The 21,993-nt window shown below is 35.1% G+C and carries 14 protein-coding genes; 13 read left to right on the top strand and 1 reads right to left on the bottom strand.

The features are described 5' to 3' along the window. Positions 1 to 5: 5 nt before the first annotated feature. Positions 6 to 3,050, bottom strand: a complete 3,045-nt coding sequence (locus tag KO513_RS09875; RefSeq protein WP_252735749.1) for a SusC/RagA family TonB-linked outer membrane protein — start codon at positions 3,048 to 3,050, stop codon at positions 6 to 8. 1,144 nt (positions 3,051 to 4,194) lie between these two features. Here KO513_RS09875 and KO513_RS09870 point away from each other — a divergent pair. The 13 genes from KO513_RS09870 to KO513_RS09810 all read left to right on the top strand — a co-directional run bounded on the left by KO513_RS09870 (position 4,195) and on the right by KO513_RS09810 (position 21,956). Next, complete coding sequence (locus KO513_RS09870) at positions 4,195 to 5,586, top strand: exopolysaccharide biosynthesis polyprenyl glycosylphosphotransferase (RefSeq protein WP_256439079.1); 1,392 nt, start codon at positions 4,195 to 4,197, stop codon at positions 5,584 to 5,586. An 87-nt stretch (positions 5,587 to 5,673) separates the two neighbouring features. Next, positions 5,674 to 6,495: a polysaccharide biosynthesis/export family protein gene (locus tag KO513_RS09865; protein WP_215913243.1), complete on the top strand. Its 822-nt coding sequence runs from the start codon at positions 5,674 to 5,676 to the stop codon at positions 6,493 to 6,495. Positions 6,496 to 6,594: 99 nt separating this feature from the next. Continuing rightward, the gene (locus tag KO513_RS09860; RefSeq protein WP_215913242.1) at positions 6,595 to 9,111 is read left to right on the top strand and encodes a GumC family protein; all 2,517 of its coding nucleotides are present in this window, start codon (positions 6,595 to 6,597) and stop codon (positions 9,109 to 9,111) included. A gap of 138 nt (positions 9,112 to 9,249) precedes the next feature. Further along, positions 9,250 to 10,479 (top strand): hypothetical protein, encoded by a 1,230-nt coding sequence (locus KO513_RS09855; RefSeq protein WP_215913241.1) that lies wholly within the window; start codon positions 9,250 to 9,252, stop codon positions 10,477 to 10,479. A 28-nt stretch (positions 10,480 to 10,507) separates the two neighbouring features. Further along, a complete protein-coding gene (locus tag KO513_RS09850; protein ID WP_215913240.1) occupies positions 10,508 to 11,881 on the top strand; it encodes a lipopolysaccharide biosynthesis protein in 1,374 nt (457 codons plus the stop codon). 39 nt (positions 11,882 to 11,920) lie between these two features. Then, positions 11,921 to 13,183: a glycosyltransferase family 4 protein gene (locus KO513_RS09845; RefSeq protein ID WP_215913239.1), complete on the top strand. Its 1,263-nt coding sequence runs from the start codon at positions 11,921 to 11,923 to the stop codon at positions 13,181 to 13,183. A gap of 55 nt (positions 13,184 to 13,238) precedes the next feature. Continuing rightward, positions 13,239 to 14,450, top strand: coding sequence for a glycosyltransferase (locus tag KO513_RS09840; RefSeq protein WP_215913238.1), 1,212 nt, complete (start codon positions 13,239 to 13,241; stop codon positions 14,448 to 14,450). 91 nt (positions 14,451 to 14,541) lie between these two features. Further along, positions 14,542 to 15,675, top strand: a complete 1,134-nt coding sequence (locus KO513_RS09835) for a glycosyltransferase family 4 protein (protein WP_215913237.1) — start codon at positions 14,542 to 14,544, stop codon at positions 15,673 to 15,675. A gap of 41 nt (positions 15,676 to 15,716) precedes the next feature. Then, positions 15,717 to 16,817 carry a glycosyltransferase gene (locus KO513_RS09830; protein ID WP_215913236.1) on the top strand — a complete coding sequence of 367 codons (1,101 nt, stop codon included), beginning with the start codon at positions 15,717 to 15,719 and terminating at the stop codon, positions 16,815 to 16,817. A 75-nt stretch (positions 16,818 to 16,892) separates the two neighbouring features. Beyond that, entirely contained in the window at positions 16,893 to 18,008 is a 1,116-nt protein-coding gene (locus KO513_RS09825) for a glycosyltransferase family 4 protein (RefSeq protein ID WP_215913235.1), read from the top strand. A gap of 65 nt (positions 18,009 to 18,073) precedes the next feature. Then, positions 18,074 to 19,066: a heparin lyase I family protein gene (locus KO513_RS09820; RefSeq protein WP_215913234.1), complete on the top strand. Its 993-nt coding sequence runs from the start codon at positions 18,074 to 18,076 to the stop codon at positions 19,064 to 19,066. Positions 19,067 to 19,287: 221 nt separating this feature from the next. Continuing rightward, positions 19,288 to 20,337, top strand: coding sequence for a heparin lyase I family protein (locus KO513_RS09815; protein ID WP_215913233.1), 1,050 nt, complete (start codon positions 19,288 to 19,290; stop codon positions 20,335 to 20,337). A 197-nt stretch (positions 20,338 to 20,534) separates the two neighbouring features. Beyond that, on the top strand, positions 20,535 to 21,956 hold the full coding sequence (locus KO513_RS09810; RefSeq protein ID WP_215913232.1) for an MBOAT family O-acyltransferase: 1,422 nt from the start codon (positions 20,535 to 20,537) through the stop codon (positions 21,954 to 21,956). Positions 21,957 to 21,993: the final 37 nt, after the last annotated feature.

Below are 21,993 nucleotides of genomic sequence, written 5' to 3'. Positions count from 1 at the left end.
TTTTTTTAAAAACTTAATTGAACTCCTAGCATAAACTGGCGAGCAATAGGGTAGTTGCCATTGTCCACACCTCTTTGAAATAGACTATCACCACCTACTTCAGGATCATACCCCGTATAATTCGTAAAAGTGAAAGGGTTTACAGAGTTTAAATAGAGTCTTATTTTGTCTACTCCGTAGTCTTGAGTGTTTGGAATCGTATACCCTAAGGATATGGACCGGATACGTAGATAAGTTCCGTCTTCTAAGAACCAATCTGAAAACCCTCTTACATTAGAATGGCCTTCATTTTGTCTAAATGTTGGAATGTCCGAGTCCGGGTTTTGTGGTGTCCATTGGAAAACTTGATCTTGATGGCGCCCACCTATATAGGCTAGGTTTTTATTACCATTGTATACTTCAGTACCATAAGCCATATAGCTTTGTACGGATAAATCCCAATTGTTGTAATCTAGATTAAGATTTAGACCGGCTTCCCATTGTGGAATACCAGAACCAGAGAATACACGGTCATTGTCATTAATAGCTCCATCTCCATTTATATCTTTAAAACGTAAATCACCTAATTGTGGAGAGCTAATAGCACTTAAATCTAACTGTTGGTATTCCGTCAATTCTTCTTCGGTTTTAATTACACCATCGTTTTGTAATAAGAAGAAAGAACCGGCCGGATTATTTAAGGCTAAGAAGGTGGTGTTATCTCTATTAATAGTTCCCCCGGACTGGCCAAGCGTTTTACCATTTAAATTGGTGATTTTATTATCGTTAAGAGTCCATGTTCCTGATATGCCAAAGTTTAATTTGTCTCCTATTTTTCCTTTGTAGTTAGCTGCAAACTCTACACCTTTATTTACCATGTTACCGGCATTAAGGGCTACACTACCGTAAGTACTTTGAGCACGTGGTTGCCACAAACCGGAAGAAGGAGCGGTCTGCTCGTTAATTAACATGTCTTGTTTATCATTTTTATAGACATCGGCAGTTATATTTAATTTGTTTTGAAAGAGACCCAGCTCAAAACCAATGTTTTTAGAAACAGTTGTTTCCCATGCCACATTTGGATTGGCATATCTACGTTGAACTTGACCGTTTACTAGATTTTCGTCCGTTCCAAAAGGGTAATTTACCCCCGCTTCTATGGATGGAATAAAGGCATAATCCGGTATTCCATTAAAGCCTGTTTGGGCCCAGCTTCCTCTAATTTTTAGATTGTTAATGGCATCTACATTAAACCATTTTTCATCAGTAACATTCCACCCGGCAGAAAATCCATAGAAGTTACCATATCTTGTTTCTGGGGAGAACTTGGAAGAACCGTCACGTCTAAAACTTGCCGTTAATAAATATTTTCCATCATAGTTGTACTGTAATCTGGCCAATTTACCGGCAAGCGTATAACCGTTTTGGAATTCATTAGGGGATTTAGGGTCCGCTCCTGCATTTAATACTTGAACATCGTTTGATGCGTCATCGGCAAATACAGTTCCTACGTTAAGACTTCGCCACCTATATTTTTCATAAGAAGCGGCTCCTAAAAGATCAAAGTTGTGTAGCCCAAAAGATTTTTTATAATTTAAAATATGCTCAATGGTTTCTCTTTTGGAGAACCAATAGTTATAGTCTAATTCTGCGTTAAGGGTAGAGGCTGCAGGACTTAAATTTCCATTTCTATCTAAAGCAAGGTATTGTGGCTGAAAGAACTTTCTAAAATACTGTCCCTCATTACGACCTAAATTTAATTTATAACTTAAGCCATCTAAAACCTCATATTCTAAATTAAGAGATATACTATTGCTCTTATTTTCTCTTTCATCAATATTATCTAATTGCCTTGAAAGAAAGCCATAGAAGATTTCATTGGCAGCAGATATGAGTACGGTATTTTCACCAGTTCTATTTATTTGATCAAAAGGAGCACTATGCGGTACATTTTGTATGGCAAAACCGAATAAATTCCATGGTTCTTGTTTTCTGTTTTCAGTAGTTAAACTAGCAGAACCAAAAGCTTTAAATTTACCCTTGGTAAATTGTCCCGTAATTCTGTTTGTTAACCGGTCAAAATCAGAACTTATTAAAACCCCTTCTTGTTTGTAGTAAGTGGTGTTGAAATTATAAGTCAAATTTTCTGCACCGCCAGATAAGTTGAAAGAAACATTTTGAATTATAGCATTGTCATTTTGAACTTCATCAACAAAATTTGTATCCCAGTCTAGTGCGTTCGCATCCAATAAAAATGTCTGTGGCTCATCTCCTCCCACTTCTGCGGTGGTTTCTCTGTTATAGAGAAAATCTACCGTATTTGATAGAGGTGTTCCTGAAGTAATGTTTTGAATCCCGGTAAAGGTATTCAGGTCTATTTTCATTTTACCTTTCTTACCTCTCTTGGTTGTAATTAGGATTACTCCACCAGCTGCACGAACCCCATAAACAGAAGCGGATGCACCATCTTTCAGGATATCTATGGATTCTATTTGTTCTGGTGCAAGGTTAGGATTTCCTTCTTGAGGAATATTATCTACCACATAAAGGGGCTCTCCGCCATTTATGGATACCAAACCTCTAATTTGAACGTTGGCAGCTTCTCCCGGACGTCCACTAACAGCTTGAATGTTTACCCCGGAGACTTTTCCTTGAATGGCGGCTCCAATATCTGATACAGGAATTTTAACCAATTCTTCGGACGCGACTTGCGCAACGGCCCCGGTTACCTCTTTTTTCTTTTGGGTTCCATACCCTACAACAACCACCTCCTCTAGAAGTTGAGAATCCTCTTCCATAGATAGGCTTATAGTTTTGTTGTTGGCAGAAACCGAACGTTTTTCGGTTTTGAAACCTAGGTAAGAGAACACCAATGTTACACCCGGCGAGGCGGTAATTGAATATTTACCGTCAAAATCTGTTACTGCACCCTTGTTAGTGCCTTCTACAACAATAGAAACCCCTGGCAGTGGAGTTTTTTGTTGGTCTGTTACAACACCTGAAATGGTTTCTTGTGCGTACGCCCAGCTTATTCCTAATAGGAAGTAGAGCAGAAGGGCGCTCATTTTCATAAATCTTGGTTTTTGTCCTTTCATAATAATGAATTAGGTAGTTGGTATTTTAATGACAGTAGTAATATGTCATTGAAATGGATTAAGTATTTAATTATTGAAAAAAATTCAGGGATAAATTTATCAGATTATGAATTTGGGTAATAAAATACGTCCTCAATAAAAACTGGACATAGCTTTCCTATTTTCAAATTATTTATTGGTTTTAACTGAACTATGAGGATATTGGGAGAGTTTCAGAACGTATTTTATAGGGGATGAGCAATTTTTATGAAGTCTACATTTTCATTATGGAAAAGTTCTGGGGTAAATTACCTTATTCCTGTATTTTAGGTTGATTCCAAGGGGTGTTAAGAACCAAAGGAGCTTAAGGGTATTTGCTGAGATAACCAGTTTGTTCAGGTTTTGTTCAGCTCTTAAACTTAAATGAACAAGATATTTTTACCGTTCAGATATTGCTGTACAGGTAATGAATGTTTATAGCATAATTCATAGAAAAAGTATGTTGATATCTATTGGGGAAATGTAAATCATGACAATTAAAGTAAATAATGGCTAAAACTTTTGGATTGTCCTTTCTATAATGCTCGGTCTATTACAAACAGTAGAGTAGTAGTCAGTTATCTTTATTAGAAAGATATAGTACATTTTAGAGAGGTTTATAGTATAGGATAGAACTAGCGGGTTCTTGTGATTCTTGACATTTCTAAAGATGAAAATAATATTCAAGAAAGAAAGTGAATCTTGAATATTTGCGTCTTATAAATAGCATACTGTAGAATAATACTGTAGGAACATCCTGATTTTTCATTAATGAATTTATTTTTGGTCTAATAGTTTGATTAATAGTTAAATAAGTGTGTTAAATATGCTATCTTGTTTCGGTTGGAATTTTGCGTAGTACCCGTTCTGGAATTTAAAGAAACTGTAGCGAGATATTTGTCATGTTCGAATTCAATACACTAAATATCCATTAAAGTTTTGCCTAATAAAATGTCGATTAACTAATATTTAGGTCAATTGCCCCAGAAGATGTGATATTCGTGAAATGTTAATTATTTCATTCATATATTTGGCCGCTGTTGGATAAGATGCTAGTTATAGGATTGATTTTATAAACTATTAAAACCGACATAATCCCCCCATGAATTCAAAAAATAGATTTATTCTAATAAATTTACTTGCCTTTGAGTTTGTTCTGCTCAATGTGGTTTTGACCATATGTTTTATGTTCAAACTACCAGATTTTTCATTTAGCGATACAGCTATTCTTTGGAATATGGTTCGTTTAATGGTTATTTACAACGTTACATGGTTGGTAATCATTATGTACATACGCAATAGTGAGTTCTATTTTAATCCTGACTTTGGGTATTTTAAGAGTATAGTGACCTCGTTGTTTTTCTTTGTAGGTTTTGTGATTAGTGTGGTTATCTTGTTGAAAATTAGATACTTTGCTAGGTCAACTTTCATTATTCCAATTTTTATTTTTTCATATTTAAATCTTGTTAGCCATAAATATTTGTTGAGGTATTTAAAGAAAAGAGCGTCTCACCTTTTTTCTGATACATTGCTTATTGGTGCCGGCTATGATGAAAATAATATAAAAGGTTTTACAAATGCAATGACTCAATATGGATACAACATAATGGGGTATTTAGAAAACAAGGAGAAGAAACCAAATAATATTTTAGGGTTTCGCGTTTTTGGTGGTATTGATGATTTGTCTAAAGCATTAACAAATAATCGTATAGACGACATCTTTATAGCAATGGCCGGGATGAAACATGAGAAAATCATGGAAACCATTCAAATAGCAGATAGTTTTGGGGTACGAGTAAAATTGATTCCTAAAAACCCATTGCTTAAATCAAAGAATTATAAAGCAGTTACCATGGGTGATCTTGCTGTTTTTAAGCTAAGGGAGTCGCCTTTAGATCATTTTAGCACTACAATTCTAAAACGTTTATTTGATTTTTGTTTTGCTTTTCTTGTGTTGGTACTGTTGTCTCCAATTTTCTTGATTATTGCAGCTCTGATTAAAATTGATTCAAAAGGCCCGATTTTTTATACTCCCTATAGGAAGGGAGAGGCAGGAAAGACTTTTAAATGTTACAAGTTCAGGACTATGTCCGTGACTGAGGACCCGTTACATGGAGCGAAGTCCACAGTTGTGAACGACCCAAGAATTACGCGTATAGGTAAATATTTAAGAAAGGGAGATTTGGACGAATTGCCACAGTTTTACAATGTGCTTGTAGGCGAAATGAGTGTAATAGGACCACGACCTCATAGAATAAACCTGCAAAACGACTTTAGGAAAAGTGTAAACCATTATATGGTGCGGAGTTATATTAAGCCAGGTATTACAGGTTGGGCACAAGTTAATGGTTGGCGAGGGCCCACTGTAACCGATGAACAGAAAAATCAACGGGTAAACCATGATTTATGGTATATAGAAAACTGGAGTCCTTGGTTAGATGTAAAAATTATCTTCTTAACACTTTTTGGAAGTCATCATAAAAAAGCTTTTTAGCTATAGCTTTCCAAATGTGAAGTCGGACTAAGATTGACAAGCATGCTTATTTCGATTAAAAAAATTGACAAAAGTAAACTTTGAAATATGAGAATTATATCAAGTATAAAAAAATCAGGACTTTTCTTTTTGAAAGGGGTATACGAGGCTTTATCATTCAAGCGAATTAGTATAGCGCTAGTTACGTTGGTTTTGACCTCTTGCTATACCTCTAAAGGTGTAAATTATCTTCAAAGCCCGGATAGTGAAATGACCATAAGATTGCGTCCAACCGAATATGGTGTTCAGCCAAATGATGTGTTGAGTGTAAAGGTGCAAAGTAGAGATCCCGATCAAGTAGCATATTTTAATAACTCAACCGAAGAAAACATAAATCTACAAGCTAATCCTGCTTCGTTATTTTTGACAGGCTATACGGTAGATAAAGAAGGTGCGATAGATTTGGCTATTGTTGGAAAAGTCCATGTTCAAGATAAAACAATTGAGGAAATTCGTGATTTTGTTCAGTCGGAAATTGATAAATACTTATTGAATGCGGTGGTGTCCGTTAAGCTTACAAGTTTTAAGGTTTCAGTGTTGGGAGATGTCAAAACCCCCGGTACGAACTACATATACAATACCCAAGCTACTATTTTTGAAGCATTAAGCGCTGCGGGAGATTTGAATATTTCAGCTAAGAGAAAGAACGTAAAATTAATTCGCCAGAAGGGAGATAAATCTATTGTAGTTGATTTAGATTTGACGAGTCCAGAAATTATCCGTTCTCCATATTACTTCTTGCACCCAAATGACGTTCTATATGTAGAAACTTCAAAGGAGAATTTGTTTCAGAAAAACTTAGGGGTTTTCAGCTTGGTGCTATCTGCCATATCTACTACTATATTGGTCTTAAGTTTCAATTCCAACTAATCAAAGAATCGTAGTCCTTCTTAAAGTATAAAATAAAACTTCATTGCAATTTGACCACTTCAAGAGTTAGGAGGCGATGAGAGTTATAATGACAGCGAAATGAAAGAGAAAAAGAATAATCAAGTTAACCCTCAGCAAGAGATTAACCTAAAATTATTTTTTCGGAAAATCTATAAGAACAAGATGTTTTTTATGGCTAGTATAGGCCTGTTTGTGCTTTTGGCTTTAATATATATAGCATCGGCAACATCTATTTATGAGGTTTCAACTTCTATATTGATAGATTCAAAAGGTAGAAACCGAGTTTTGGGAGATAGTGAATACGTTGAGGGAGGTGTAAGTCTTATTGAGATGGAAAAAAACCTTTACAATGAAATAGGTATTTTAAAATCTTTTAGTCTCATAAGGCAGACCATTGAAGACTTAAATTTTGATATTTCTTATCACACAGAAAGCTTATTCTCATCAGAAGAGAAATATGGTTATTTTCCTTTTGAGGTGATGATGGACCGTTCCAAACCACAGTTATTTGGTGTGCCTTTTGAAATTGAATTACTGTCCGGTGATAATTATAAATTAACCATAGAGGGAGATGAGTTTGGAGTTTCCAACCCTTCCAACGGCTCTGTTAGGGAAGTTGAGCGAAGTTTTGATTTTTCTGGGGAATATAAGTTTGGAGATAAAATAGAGCATGAGTATTTTACATTCACTCTTAACAGACCCGAGTACAAGGTAAACCTTGAAGATTTTGAAGGAGAGGATTTAAGTTTTGTTATCCATAATATTGAAGGAGTGGCCAAAGGTTATATGGGTAAGCTGGAGGCCGATAATATTGATATACAGGCAAGTATTTTTAAAATTGTTTCTACAGGTCCAATTGTTAGTAAGGAAGTGGATTTTTTAAAACAATTAACGGAGAACTATGTTCAAAATGAACTCTTCTCCAGAAACGAGATTGCAGCAGGTAAAGAAGCGTTTATTAGAAATCAGTTAAGAGTAATTTCTGATTCTTTAACAAAGTTTGAAGTAAAATTAGAAGCTTATAAAATTGATAAGAAGGCCGTGGATCTTGGAGCAACAGCTTCCAATGCTCTGGACCAAACCAACAATTTACAAGTTGAAGCAGCTAAGATTAAAATGAGTATTAATTACTATAACTCTATTATCCGTAGCGTGAGGAACAATAGAAATAGTGATGAATTTATAATGCCTTCGGGAATTGGTATTGAGGATCCTTCTATTAATCAAAACATACTTGAATTAAAAGAGCTTTATGCGGAGCGATCAAGAAAAAAATTCTTTGTTACCAGCAATAATCAGGAGATGACTATTCTAAACGGCCAAATTCAGGAGTCTACAGAGATTTTGCTCAGTAATTTAAGAAGTGCGGTAAGATCTTCTCAGGCGGCTTTAGCCGGTATAACTTCCCAATTGTCTAGTATTGATGAAGAAATAAGTTCTTTACCTACACGAGAAATACAATTGTTGAATATTCAACGTCAAAATACGCTTTACGAAAACCTTTATAAGTATTTGAGTCAAGAATTGGCTAAAACAGGTATTGCAAGAGCGGAAAGCACATCTGATACGCGAATACTGGACGAAGCCAGAATGGTTGGTAACGGCCCTGTTGCACCTCAAAAGTCGCTTTTGCTGGCCCTAGCGGTAGTAATCGGTATGCTTATTCCCTTGGGTTGGATGATATTCTTTTCTCCTGACGATACTATAGAAAATGTACATCAAGTAATGGCTAATAGTGACATGCCTATCATTGCCAGTATTGTGCATTATGATGACGAAGTAAAAGAGAAATCCTTTAAAGTTCCTTATATAGGCCAAGAGCTGGAAAAGGCCATAAAAAAAATTAAGGGTAGTCAGCAGCTATTTGATTTTGTTGGACAGAATTTTAAATCTTCCGAAGCGGACTCAGAAGTAGCACTTTGGAAATTAAAAGAATCTTTCCGGGATTTGACGACCAATCTTAAACTGATAAATTCACAAGACAAGGGTGTTATAGGTATAACTTCTATTCTGCCGGAAGAAGGAAAAACATATAGCGCAATTAATCTAGGAATTACGCTTGCCGAAGCCGGAAAGAAAACAGTCATCATAGATGCAGACTTGCGCAACCCAAGTTTGGTAAACCATGTAGGTAAGGTAAAAGGTAGAGGACTTTCAAATTACCTGAAAGGTGAAGTGAACTCTATAAAAGATGTGATTCGAACGCATGAAAAGTTGGATAATCTAAAATTTATTCCAACAGCCGTAGTAGATGGTAATGTACATGAGCTTTTATCCGGAGATAAGATGAAAGCTGTAATAGAGGAGCTAAAAAAAGAATATGACTACGTGATTTTGGATACCCCAGCAGTAGGGTTGGTATCAGATTTCTTATTGCTCTTAGATGTTATGGATATTAACCTATTCGTAGTAAGAAGAAATGTTTCTAAAATAGAATTTTTAGAAGATTTAGAGAATTTGATTCCACGGGACAAGAAGAAAAAAAGTTATATCATATTTAATGATGCTCTCAAGGAAGACCATAAGTATGGGTATGAGGCCAAATATGGTTTAAACAAAGAGAAACAGTTGGTGGATAAATCATTTTCAGTTTAATCAGGTTACGTTGGATCTAAGAGAGATGTGATAGCTGTTAAGGTTTGATTGATTATGAAAAACTTGCCGAAGTTTTTATTTTTTTTAATTCTGCTTCTATATCCATTTTTTAGTTATGTGGTGTACAAGGTGACAGGAATGGAACCTAATTATGTATTGGGAATGATATTCCTAGTCTATCTAGTTTATCAAACCTATGCTTTGTATAGAACTAATACATCGTTTAAACTTCCTAATTATGTTATATTCTATGGTGTTTTTGTTTTATATGCCGTGCTTTGTAATATGTTCGTTTCAGAAGAACTAGAGGAAGGTGGGGTTGTAAAATATCTTTACTCTGATTCACTTATTCAAACGTTTATTGCTTTTTTGCTATTAGAGAATATTTCTTTTCCTTCCAAATGGATGGATTGGGCTTTGAAGGTTTTTGGCCTTACTCTTGTACTGGCTGCGATTGTTTCGGTTATACAAACTTTTAAACCTTTCTTTTTTCTAAAAACGGATGATCTTGTCCAAGGTTTGTCTTATGCAAGAATGCAAGAATATTATAATAATAATCCTCAGGAGGTTACGGGAGATGTGAATAGGTTTATTGATGGTTATAGGCATTCAATCTTTTCATATATCAATAAGGTGTCCGTTGGGGTTGATGCTATGGCAATATTTAGCATATTAATAGCAGTAAATTCCAAAAAATGGATAAAGACAACTTTGGTTTTCGCTTCAGCAGCAACAGTAGGCTTTTTATCTAGCGCACGCTGGATAATGTTGAATTTTATCGTTATTTCCAGCCAAAAAATATGGATAGGGAAAAACAAATTTGTGAAAGCTCTTAAATATGGTTTATATGGTCTTTTGCTTCTAACTTTAGTAGTAATTGCTCTTAGTTTTTCTGGTATTGATTTGGAGAAATTTATAGAAGAAAGACTTTTGTCTGATAGTGCAGGTACGCGATTGCTGGCTTTTGAGGTATTTTTTAAAGTGTTTCCTCATAATCCTATATTGGGAACCATGGGTATAGATACGGAGGAAGTTGTTAGATTACTAAGAGGGCGAAGTTCTCAGATTCATGTAGGTTATTTAAAGTTATTCTATTATTACGGATTGGTAGGCGGTCTTATCTATTTAACATTTTTGGGTTCGCTGTTGAAACGTATGTGGAATATGGGATTAAAATCTGGGTATTGGGGCGGTTTTTTTGCATTCATGGCATTTGCTGTAGCCAATCTTACTTTAGTGATATTTGATCTGTTTCATTACGGCCTCATGTTTGCCATTATTTTCTCAAACTATTACAGTACTAGTCAGGATTCTACACTTTCTTTTTCTACGAGAAGTAGTGCAACTAGTTCAAAAGTGAATTTATGAATATGAATAGTGCCCAGACCGTAAATAAATGTATAGAGTTATAGTCAACTTCATAAAGAAAATTGGACAACGTCTAAATAATGGTCAAAAAAGATCAGTAAAGGCGAAGAAGAATATTCTAGCTTCTTTTTTGATTAAGGGTACAAGTATTTTAATAGGTTTTTATATGGTTCCCTTAACAATTGGTTATGTTGATAAGGAGCAATATGGGGTTTGGCTTACCTTATCTTCTGTAGTTGGTTGGTTTAGCTTTTTTGATATAGGTCTAGGTAGTGGTCTTAGAAATAAATTGGCCCTTGCCCTTGCCAGAGATGAGATGGAAAAGGCCAAATCTTACGTAAGCTCAACTTACGCAATATTAGGAATGATAATTTCTGCAATCTTAGTTCTTTTCTTTATTATACAACCCTATTTAGATTGGGAGGTCATTTTGAACACTACAGAGGTTAGTGGGGCGGAACTTCGCTTGGTTGCTATTGCTACCTTCTCTTTTTTCTGCATTAATTTTATATTGAAATTAATCTATTCTGTTTTTTTGGCCTATCAACGCCCAGCATATCAGGGTTTCTATAATTTGTTGAGTAATATTTTGGCTTTGATGATTGTATTTGTGCTCACAAAGACTACTAAAGGTTCTCTCTTCTATTTAGCACTTGCCCTTGGCGTTTCTCCTATGGTTGTTTTAATGTTGGTAAGTGTTTTTATGTTTTATGGAGGGTATAGATCTATAGCTCCGTCTTTAAGTTATGTAAGGAAAGAACAGTTCGGAGAATTATGGGGTATTGGGGGGAAGTTCTTTATTGTCCAAATATCATCTATTATAATCTTTTCTACGGACAACGTAATTATCACTCAATTACTAGGTCCTTCCGAAGTGCCGGCATATGCCGTAGCGTATAAATATTTTGGATTAATTACGGCTGTATTTGCTATTGTTTCATCTCCTTTTTGGTCTGCTTATACAGAAGCATATGCAAAAAAGGATATTCAATGGATTTTAACTACTAATAAAAAACTCATTAAAGTTTGGATGGCACTGTTCGGACTTAGTTTGTTAATGTTACTTGGGTCTACTTATTTTTATCATTTTTGGGTCCCGGAAATTGAAGTTCCGTTCCTGCTTTCTGTAATTATGTGTATCTATGTAAACGTTTTAGCTTGGGGTAATATTTTTGTGGTATTTATAAATGGGGTAGGTAAAATTAAGCTTCAGCTAGTGGTTGGAATTGTAAGTATGTTAGTGAATGTGCCATTGTCCTATTTCTTTGCTAAAACATTAGCTTTAGAATCTGCGGGGGTAATTTTAGCGAGTATTATTTCAGTAGCGTATGGCCCTATTTTGGCGCCAATACAGTTTAAGAAAATTTTAAACGGTACTGCAAAAGGTATATGGAATAAATAATAGAACAAATTATAGAATAAAAGTTCAAAAAACTAAATTATGCGCGTACTCTGGTTTTCAAATAGACCCCCTTTAGGGGCATCTAACTCTAAAAATAGAGTTGGAGGAAGTTGGATTGAATCATTGGAGCAAGAGATAATGGCTAACTCGGATATTGAACTGGGAATAGTTTTTAGTGAGCTTGAAAAGGAAGGAAAGGAAATTACATCAGCAACCTCGCGTACAAGGTATTTTATGGTGCCGAGGTATCCATATGGTAAATTTAATCGCTGGTATAGCCGTTTTTTTGCAACCCCGCCTTCCGAAAATTCTTTGCAGCATTACTTAGATGTGGTTAGGAGTTTTAAACCGGATGTAATCCTTTTTTTTGGCACAGAATCAGATTTTCCTTTGATTATCCCAGAATTGGAGGTTCCCTCAATTATTTGGTTTCAGGGTAACCTTACAGTTTATGAAATGATGTATGAAAATGGACTTAAGGTAAGAAAGACTTTTGTGTTAGAGTCTATGAAACGTATTTTGTCTGGGGATACGATGTACCATAATTTTATAAAATTTAAGCGCTTGGTTCATCGTGAGAAGCGTATTTTTTCATTTGCTCAAAATTTTATAGGAAGAACTAATTGGGATAGAAGACTGGTAAGGACAATGGCACCTCAAGCTCAATACTTTCATTGTGATGAAGCTATGCGACCTCCTTTCTTGGCTAACCAATGGAAACAATGGACGAATAGAGACAAGTTTGTTATTACTACCACCATAAGAGGAAATCTGTATAAAGGTTTAGAAACCGTTTTCAGGACAAGTAAAATTTTAAAGGATAAAATAGGAAGACGTTTAGAGTGGCGTATAATTGGTATAGCCGAAGGAACTGTTTATACTAAGGCCGCACGAAAGGAAGCTAATTTTCCTGCATCTTTCCCCGAAGTAAAATTATTAGGTAATAAGACCGCTCCTGAAATGATCGAGGAATTGTTAAATTCTGACATATATGTACACCCATCACACATTGAGAATAGCCCAAATGGTGTTCAAGAGGCTATGTTGTTAGGGATGCCTGTAGTTGCTACTAACGTTGGGGGAACTCCAAGTATGCTTGTTGATGGAGAAGAAGGACTTTTAGTGCAAAGTAAGGATCCTTATGCTATGGCCGGAGCCATATTAGAATTTTCTGAATTCCCTGAAACAGCAAAGCTCATGGGTCAAAATGCTAGAAAATTAGGGCTAGTTAGGAATAGTAGCAAAAAAATATGTGATGATTTATTGAAAATATTTAATGAGTTGACAAGGCAAGATATATAAAATTCAGTCTTTCTTAAAAAAATTGTATAGAACACAAGGATTTGTCCTGAAAAAAATGAAATTGGAAAAGCAAACACAAAAGACCAAGCCACATGTTGTATTCATGGGAGAAATTAGATTTCCTTTTGGGTTGGCAGCCGTACAACGGCTTACTTTAATGAGTAGAGCATTTTTGCATGAGGGGTGTAGGGTAACGGTAATTTGTAGAAAGGGTTCTTGGGGCCATGACGAACATAAGAATTTTGAATATAAAGGAAACTTTGAGGGCATAGATTATATCTACACTTCAAAAGATGTTTATAGGCCAAATGGTTTCTTGAACCGGAATATTCAAAAACTTAAAGGTATAATAGGTGAGTTTAAGTATTTGCGAGAACTAAAGAAAAATGATAGGATAGACTTGGCTATTGTCCCCAATAGAGAAGTAATACACGCTCTACGCTATGTACTGTTCTCATATTTTCATAAAATTCCCACGGCTACTAATTTTGTCGAAATGGCCTCTTCTATGGAGCATAGAACCGGTTTTTTTCAAAGGATTAATGACAGATTAATAGATAATTGGGTTATAAAACAATATAGCGGAGCATTGCCTATAAGTGATCGGTTAATGCATCATTACAAGTTAAAGTCTCCATCTAAACCTTGCTTGAAATTGCCTATTTTATGTGATTTTGAAAAATTCAATAAACCTAAGAGTACCGTAGAGAAACCTTACTTTCTGTACTGTGGGAGTATTCGTTACAGAGAGGTGTTCAATTTCATAATAGAGTCATATAAGAGTTTGAAAATAGATGAAAGCACCAAGTTATATATGATTGTTAGCGGCGGAACTAAAGAAGAAACAGCACGACTAGAAGACGAGATAAATAATGTGTTTAGTACTCAGCCAATAAAATTATTCACCAATATTCCTTATGAAAAGCTAGTGTATCTCTATACAAATGCAATAGCGCTGCTCATTCCGTTAAGACCTACAATACAGGATACCTCTAGGTTTCCTCATAAGATAGGAGAATACTTAGCTTCAGGGAATCCAATAATTACAACGGGAGTGGGTGAAATAATGAATTATTTTGATGACGGAAAAACGGCTTTGGTGGCAGAGAAGTATGACGTTGTTTCTTTTGCAGAAAAAATGAAATATGTTATAGATAATCCTGAAATGTCAATAGAAATAGGGTTAAAAGGAAAGGAACTTGGATTAAGGGAGTTTGACTATAAGGCACATGGTAAAAGAATGTTGAGTTTTCTAAATTCACTATAGGGTTTGTATGGTCTTTTGAAGCTATTGATGCGTATATGGGGTAGACTTAAATGACGGTTTCAAGTACCAAGAAAAAGTATAAATAAAATCTATGAAATTATTTCTTGTTGGCGATTTTCCTGAAGATAATAAGACTTATGGGGGTGTCCAGGGTGTTTTGGTAAATATGGCCAATGAACTTGTAAAGCGTTCGGATGTGGAGCTGGTTCTTGTTTCTACTTCTTTTAATAGTGGCTTTACAAAATTTGAAAACGAATGTTCGGTTTACAAGTTAAGTTTTAGGCAATCTTTCTTAGAAGCAAGAAGGCAATTTAATAACATTGTTATAAAGGAAAGCCCAGATGTTATACACCTTCAAGGCGTAGTGCCTGGGGTGCTTTTATATAGGTCTAGCTATCGAAATTTTTTTGTTGTGACTCAGCATGCAATCCTTAGTGAGGAGCGTTTGTTACAGGTAACTATAAAGAGAAAAGTTCTATTTAGAATAAAAGAGATAGTTGAAAATTACTATCTGAATAGGATAAAAAACATCATTTTTATATCTAAATATAATAAGAGGATTTATTTTAGGAAAAATGACAAAAACTTAGATGTAAATTCTGAGCTAATCGTTAATCCGGTAAATGATATTTTTTTTCAGAATGACTCCAAAATAAATAATGGACAGGGTAGAAATGAAATGTACTTTGTTGGAGAGATAAAAAAACGTAAAGGACTGCATGTTTTAATACAAGCACTTCATTTGCTTGATAAAAAAGGAATAGATAGTAGGCTCCATGTAATTGGTGGATATAAAGAAATGGAGTATAAGAAAGAAATTGATAAATTAATAAGCTCACTTAATGTTTCTGAAAAAGTAATATTCTGTGGTTGGAAAAACCAAATGGAGGTTTTGCGATATGCTCAGGATATTCCGGTATTCGTTTTGCCCTCCTTTCAAGAAACATTGCCTTTAAGTATAGCCGAGGCTATGAGTCAAGGAAAAATTGTTGTAGCTACGGATATATGTGGAATACCTGAAATGATAAAAAATAACGAATCAGGTTATCTTTTTCCAAAAGGAAATTCTAAAAAATTAGCGAAGGTATTAGCTCAGATTTTTCAAAACCCCAATAAACAAGAAAAAGTACGGGAGAAGGCAAAATTTGCGAGTAAGAGATTTCAGCCAAAGGCTGTCATTGAAGAAACGATTAATTTTTACAAACATGTTTTATCAAAAAAATAAAGTCTCTTTGCTTTGATATATCGGAATAAGCCGTTTTAAATATGAAAATATTATTACTTATAGAAAGCCTAACCTCAGGGGGGCGAGAAAGAAGGTTGATTGAATTGTTGAAGGGCAGCAAACAATATAGCGGTATAGAACTAGGTTTAGTGGTTTTTTCAGATAGGATTCATTATAAAGAAGTTTATGATTTGGGTGTGCCCATTACTATTTTAAAAAGAGTGCCCAAAAAGAACCCAATGGTTTTTTATAGGTTGTTTAACCTATGTAAAAAATGGAAGCCAGATTTACTTCATAGTTGGGGGTCAATGTCTACCATTTTGGCTATACCATCTTCAAAGTTACTAGGTATACCCCTTGTTAACGGAAGTATTGTTGATGCGCCCGAAAATCTTAGTTTCCGTAATAAGGATTATTTTCGGACTAAATTGGCCATACCGTTCTCAAAAGTTATTGTAGGGAATTCTTTAGCAGGCTTAAGAGCCTATAATATTCCAGCTAAAAAAGGTCTTTGCATTTACAATGGTTTTGATTTAAATCGGATTTCAGAATTAAAGAACGAGTCCAAAGTTCGTCGGGAATTTAACATTACGACCCCTAAAATTGTTGGTATGGTTGGGAATTTTTCTGAAAGAAAAGATTTTAAGACCTACATCAAAGCAGCAATGATTGTATTGAATCAAAGGGATGACGTTACTTTTTTGGCTATCGGGGAAGGTCCAGATTTGGAGGAGTGCAAAAAAATGGTAGCAGATGAACATATGAGTAAGATTATTTTTACAGGTCTTCAAAGAGATGTAGAATCAATTGTTGCCATATTCAATTTGGGGGTATTAGCAACGAATATGAAGGTGCATGGGGAAGGTATATCTAATGCTATATTAGAGTATATGGCATTAAGCAAAGCTACAGTAGCTACTATTGGAGGAGGCTCTAATGAGGCTGTCGGAGAAGGTGAAACTGGTTTTTTGGTGGCACCAGCATCTCCAGAGGCAATGGCTAATAAAATTTCGCTCCTTCTAAGTAAGGAAGACTTATGTGAAACCATGGGTGTTGCTGCAAGGAATAGAATGGAGAATATGTTCGGTCTTAAAAAAATGACTGATTCATATGTTAAGTTGTATAAGGAGAGTCTTTTGTAGCTTTTTTTTGTGTTATAAAGGACTTCTAATAATCAGGATTGACGGCTCTATTGAGTTAAATAAACTATAGCAAAAATGAAAAATAAGCCGAAAATCGCATTTTTTGGTATTAAGTATTTTCCTTCTCGAGGGGGGACGAGCAGAGTAGCTGAGAATTTAATTGCTAACCTGGTCAGCGATTTTGATGTTACAGTGTATTGTTTTAAGAATGAAAATGCAAAAAATCACATAACCGGAGTAAAAGTAGTAGAGTTCCCTGAAATTAAACTTGGGAGTATTGGGGTATTTCTATACTACGGCCTCTGCTATTTACATATAAGGTTTTTTGGTGATTATGATATAATACACGCACATAAGATTGATAGTTTCTTTTTTCTTGACGGACTTTCAAAAAAAGCTAAAGTTATTGCTACTGCGCACGAGGCACCATATAAAAGGGATAAGTGGGGCAGTGTGGCTAAAAAATTCTTTAAACTTTGTGAAAGGCGTTTTTTAAACTTTAAAGGAACTAAAACAGCTATTTCAAAACCGCTTTGCGATTTTTATAAAGAAACAGAGAATGTAGATGTTCTCTTTGTTCCTAATGGAATTAACCTTTCTGAAAACAGATCCATAGCCCTTGGTGAAAAGTTTTGGCCGGTTCAATTACCAAAATTTACGCCTTTTGTTTTGTTTGCGGCACGTAGAATTATGGGTACCAAAGGTCTGCATACCATGCTCGAGGCATACAAGAAAATTAACTATAAAGGACATATCTTTGTAGCAGGGGAATTGGACAATTACCCGGCATACATTAAAGAGATTAAAGGGTTGAGCAAGGGGCTCAACGTGCATTTTCTTGGTTTTGTAAATCCATTACCAGCCTTACTAGCCTTGGTAGATTCATGTGAATATTTTGTATTTCCTTCCGAAACGGAAGGAATGTCAATTATGTTATTGGAAGTGGCAAGTACGGGGAAACCAATATTAGCTAGTGATATTCCAGAGAACACTCAAGTTTTTGACGAAAATGATGTGCTTTTTTTTAAAAACAAAAATGTTGAAGACCTTGTTGAAAAAATACAGTGGGCGGAAAAGAATGCGAGCAAATTCCAATTACTTGGAAAGCATGCAGAAATTAAAGTGGCCAATAGATATACATGGGATCGAATTGCTTTAGAATATAAGGGTCTTTATGAGAGTCTTTTGTAGTTGTGTTCTTTTTAATTTGAGTTATATTTTTTAATTAAATTACTTAGAATCCATTCTAATAAATAATGAAATTTTTAACCTTCTTGTTTCTATTCGTTTTACTCTCAATATCTGGGGATAGGAGGGTTTATGTTTTTGGGTTTCTAGATATAGTAGATTCCGAGTATACCTCGCCCGAAATTAAGAAATTTGGTCATTTTGTAAAACCATATTTTGCATCTGATACTGTTTGTAAAACAAAAGGAGGTAAAGCAAATGATACAGGGCTGAAAGTTTGGTGTTGGGATGATATTACTATACCCTCTTATGTTGGAAAGAAATCAATGAATTTTAGTAATAACCAACTAAAAGTTGATTCTGAGTGTTGTGAGAATCAGGTTTCGGTTGTAGAAGGAAGGCTTAAGTTTAGTATTACCCCCCTAATTGCCCAGCCCAATGATTGGTGCGATAATGATTTTAATATGCGGGCGGAAATTAGTACCACTCCTTGGTTGGTAAATCATCCAAAAGGAACAGAAGAGTGGTTTGGGTGGAGTTACATATTGGGTGAGAATTATGTAATTGACCAAGAAAATCCTTGGCTTTTGTTTCAAGTACATGAAGGGTCAAGAGGAAAAACACCTCTTATTGCATTGTGGGTCATGAATAAAGGGGGTCAGGGAAGTGGTCGCGCTGGAGAATTACATATTGTAAATTCTTCAAGTAATTATGGCAACCATTTTTATCCTACCAATATCATCCCCAAAGCAGGCCAAGCTTTAAACATTGTAGTACATGTTGTTTGGGGCGACGCATACAATGGTCTATTACAAGTTTGGATAGACGGAGTTAAAGTTCATGATCGCCAAGCAAGAACAGTTCGTTTCTCAAATCCGGTAGGCGGAAATGCCAAATGGGGCATTTATAAGTGGCCTTGGAGGGATATTAATGGGGTTACTAAATCTCAAAAGCAAGGGATTGACCAATTACAGGCCTTTATGGGGCCTTTGCGAATAATTACCAGAAGCCCGAATGACAAGGATTATTTTGCTAATTCGTTTAAATTGGTGTCTCCTTAATCTATTCTTTTTATGTAATGGTATTATAAGGGTTGTTTGTCATTTTTATACCGTTGCTAAAATAGGCTTGTATATCTTCCTCTAAAAAATGATTGTTTTTATTCGATGAGTAACCTTTCCTTAAAGTACTAAACACATTCAGGCTCCGTTAGGTTTAAACCCAAATAATAATTATTGAGACGTTTAAAAAAGTGTCCTAGTAATCTTTAAACCTACTTACTATGAAAATATTGAGAGCAGCTTTGTCTATTCTTGTATTGACCTGTTTTTTTTCTTGTGGTAAAGATGAGTCGCTTGATGTAAAAAGTGACGATGCTGAAAATAACCAAAACATTGTATCAATAACGAACGGAGAAAGTACGGAAAAGAGTAGTGTTACTAATAATTCTGGGGTTAAACCTGCTTCAAAAGATGATAAAGAAACGGTAGGAAGTGTTACTTGTTATACTAAAGGGGGAATGGGCAACACCACAGGTCTAAAGGTCTGGTGTTGGGGAGACATAGAAATTCCCGAGTATTCTTCAAAAGTAGGGGTTCCTTTTAGTAACGGGCAATTGAAAATCAATTCGGAATGTTATGAGAAACAAGTTTCAAAAGATGAAGGCTTTCTTAAGTTTAGTATAAACCCTACATATCCAGAGGTGGGCAATTGGTGTTCCAATGCATATAATATGCGGGCAGAGATAAGCACTGAACCTTGGAAGGTAAATCACTCTATTGGAACCGAAGAATGGTTTGGATGGAGTTATACATTTGGAAAGGATTATATAATAGATAAAGAAAGCCCATGGGCATTTTTTCAGGTACATGAAGGAACAGCAGGAAAAACGCCACTTATAGCTATGTGGTCTGTAAATGAAAATGGAGCTGGCTCCGATAGCGGAGGAGAAATTCTTGTGGTTAACAATAGTAGCGACGGTAAAAGCATTTATTACTCTACAGGAATAATACCAAAAGCATCTCAGACACTGGATATAGTGATGCATGTAATATGGGGAGATGAAAATAGTGGCATGTTGCAAGTTTGGATAGATGGTGCAAAAGTTGTGGATAAGCAGGAGCGTACCGTGCGGGCTTCGAATCCTGTTGGTGGAAATGCCAAATGGGGAATTTATAAGTGGCCATGGAGAAATGCGAACAATGTTCAGAAGTCTAGAAATCTTGGAATATCCAAATTAGAAACTTATATGGGGCCTTTGCGAATTATTACACGAAAACCTGACGATTTAGAGTATAAAAAGAATTCTTACTCAGTAGTGGCACCACGTTAATTGATTTGGTATGTATTATTGGCACTGAATTCTAGTCTATTTTTTTTTGATAGATACAACGTAATATTCTTATCGAATATTCAAAAGAAAGTATGTGGCCGTTGGTAAATTGGAAAATAGCATTAATTTTGGGCGCTTTAATAAAAGTTTCATGTTGCCTTATAAGGTAATGTCTATAACAGCCAAACCATAGGGAAGTGTTATTCAACTCCATAGAGTTTCTTATATTTTTACCAGTAGTATTTTTTTTCTATTGGTCTGTTTTTGGTAAGAGCCTAAAAGGTCAGAACTTACTCGTATTAGTAAGTTCCTATGTTTTTTATGGTTGGTGGGATTATCGTTTTTTATTTCTAATCTTTCTGTCTACGATTGTAGATTTTTTTATAGGGAAGGGCATTCCTGTACAAACTCAGGAAAGTAAGAAGCGTCTTCTTTTGTATGGAAGTATGCTATTTAATCTGGGGGTTTTAGGTTTTTTTAAGTATTACAATTTTTTTGTTGAATCTTGGATAGATTTATTTCACTCTTTTGGGTATGAAATTCAGAGTAAATGGACTCTTAATATTATACTGCCGGTTGGAATATCATTTTACACATTTCAAACAATGTCTTATACCATAGATGTATATCGTGGTAATCTTAAACCAACTAGAGATTTTGTTTCTTTTGCGTCTTTCGTTTCTTTTTTTCCTCAATTGGTGGCAGGGCCCATTGAACGGGCAACCAATCTGTTGCCCCAAATATTGAATGCAAGGGTATTTAAATATGAAATTGCTGTCCAAGGATTACGGTTGATACTTTGGGGTATGTTCAAAAAAGTGGTAATTGCAGACTCACTAGCTCCTGTTGTGGATAATATCTTTACAGGTTATGAAACATTTGGAGGAGGAACTTTAATATTGGGGTCAGTGTATTTTGCCTTCCAGATTTATTGTGACTTTAGTGGGTATTCGGATATTGCCATTGGTATCTCAAAACTATTTGGTTTTGAGCTAATGTCAAACTTTAAGTTTCCGTACTTTTCCCGAAATATAGGAGAGTTTTGGCGGCGCTGGCATATTTCACTCTCCACTTGGTTTAGAGATTATTTGTATATACCCTTGGGCGGGTCTAAGAAGGGTAAATGGATATCATTAAGAAATATTTTTATAATTTTTCTTGTCAGTGGTTTTTGGCATGGGGCTAATTGGACCTTTTTAATATGGGGTTTTATTCATGCTGTGTTATATATTCCTTCCTTTGTCCTTAAGACGAATAGAAAATATGTAAGTGTTATTGTTGCTGAGAATTCTTTCTTTCCATCACTAAGAGAGGTATTACAGATGGTAGTCAATTTTTGCTTTGTCACCATGGGCTGGGTATTTTTTAGGAGTGAAAGTACTGAAAAGGCAATCTCAATTATCGGAAAATTTTTCACGGAGTTTTCATACCATACGCCGTATAAGGATTACTTATTTTTCTATGTAATGCCATTTGTTATATTAGAATGGATATTCAGAAGAGATGAGCGTCTAACAGATGTCAACAAATATCTTTGGTTGGCATTAACTGTTATATTTTTAATACTTATAACGGCTAAATTTGGCAATCAACAATCATTTATATATTTCCAATTTTGAAAAAATTATTGATATATTTTTTTAAGTATTATGGGGT

The organism is Zobellia sp. B3R18, assembly GCF_018860715.1.
Classification (GTDB): domain Bacteria; phylum Bacteroidota; class Bacteroidia; order Flavobacteriales; family Flavobacteriaceae; genus Zobellia; species Zobellia russellii.
This window is presented reverse-complemented; position numbering and strand designations above follow the sequence as displayed.

What these genes read in the sequence shown, in the direction of transcription:
- KO513_RS09865 (WP_215913243.1), top strand. Translation starts at nt 5,674, where the DNA reads ATGAGAATTATATCAAGTATAAAAAAATCAGGACTTTTCTTTTTGAAA.
- KO513_RS09835 (WP_215913237.1), top strand. Translation starts at nt 14,542, where the DNA reads ATGAAATTATTTCTTGTTGGCGATTTTCCTGAAGATAATAAGACTTAT.
- KO513_RS09820 (WP_215913234.1), top strand. Translation starts at nt 18,074, where the DNA reads ATGAAATTTTTAACCTTCTTGTTTCTATTCGTTTTACTCTCAATATCT.
- KO513_RS09830 (WP_215913236.1), top strand. Translation starts at nt 15,717, where the DNA reads ATGAAAATATTATTACTTATAGAAAGCCTAACCTCAGGGGGGCGAGAA.
- KO513_RS09860 (WP_215913242.1), top strand. Translation starts at nt 6,595, where the DNA reads ATGAAAGAGAAAAAGAATAATCAAGTTAACCCTCAGCAAGAGATTAAC.
- KO513_RS09825 (WP_215913235.1), top strand. Translation starts at nt 16,893, where the DNA reads ATGAAAAATAAGCCGAAAATCGCATTTTTTGGTATTAAGTATTTTCCT.
- KO513_RS09850 (WP_215913240.1), top strand. Translation starts at nt 10,508, where the DNA reads ATGTATAGAGTTATAGTCAACTTCATAAAGAAAATTGGACAACGTCTA.
- KO513_RS09845 (WP_215913239.1), top strand. Translation starts at nt 11,921, where the DNA reads ATGCGCGTACTCTGGTTTTCAAATAGACCCCCTTTAGGGGCATCTAAC.
- KO513_RS09875 (WP_252735749.1), bottom strand. Translation starts at nt 3,050, where the DNA reads ATGAAAATGAGCGCCCTTCTGCTCTACTTCCTATTAGGAATAAGCTGG.
- KO513_RS09815 (WP_215913233.1), top strand. Translation starts at nt 19,288, where the DNA reads ATGAAAATATTGAGAGCAGCTTTGTCTATTCTTGTATTGACCTGTTTT.
- KO513_RS09870 (WP_256439079.1), top strand. Translation starts at nt 4,195, where the DNA reads ATGAATTCAAAAAATAGATTTATTCTAATAAATTTACTTGCCTTTGAG.
- KO513_RS09840 (WP_215913238.1), top strand. Translation starts at nt 13,239, where the DNA reads ATGAAATTGGAAAAGCAAACACAAAAGACCAAGCCACATGTTGTATTC.
- KO513_RS09855 (WP_215913241.1), top strand. Translation starts at nt 9,250, where the DNA reads ATGGAACCTAATTATGTATTGGGAATGATATTCCTAGTCTATCTAGTT.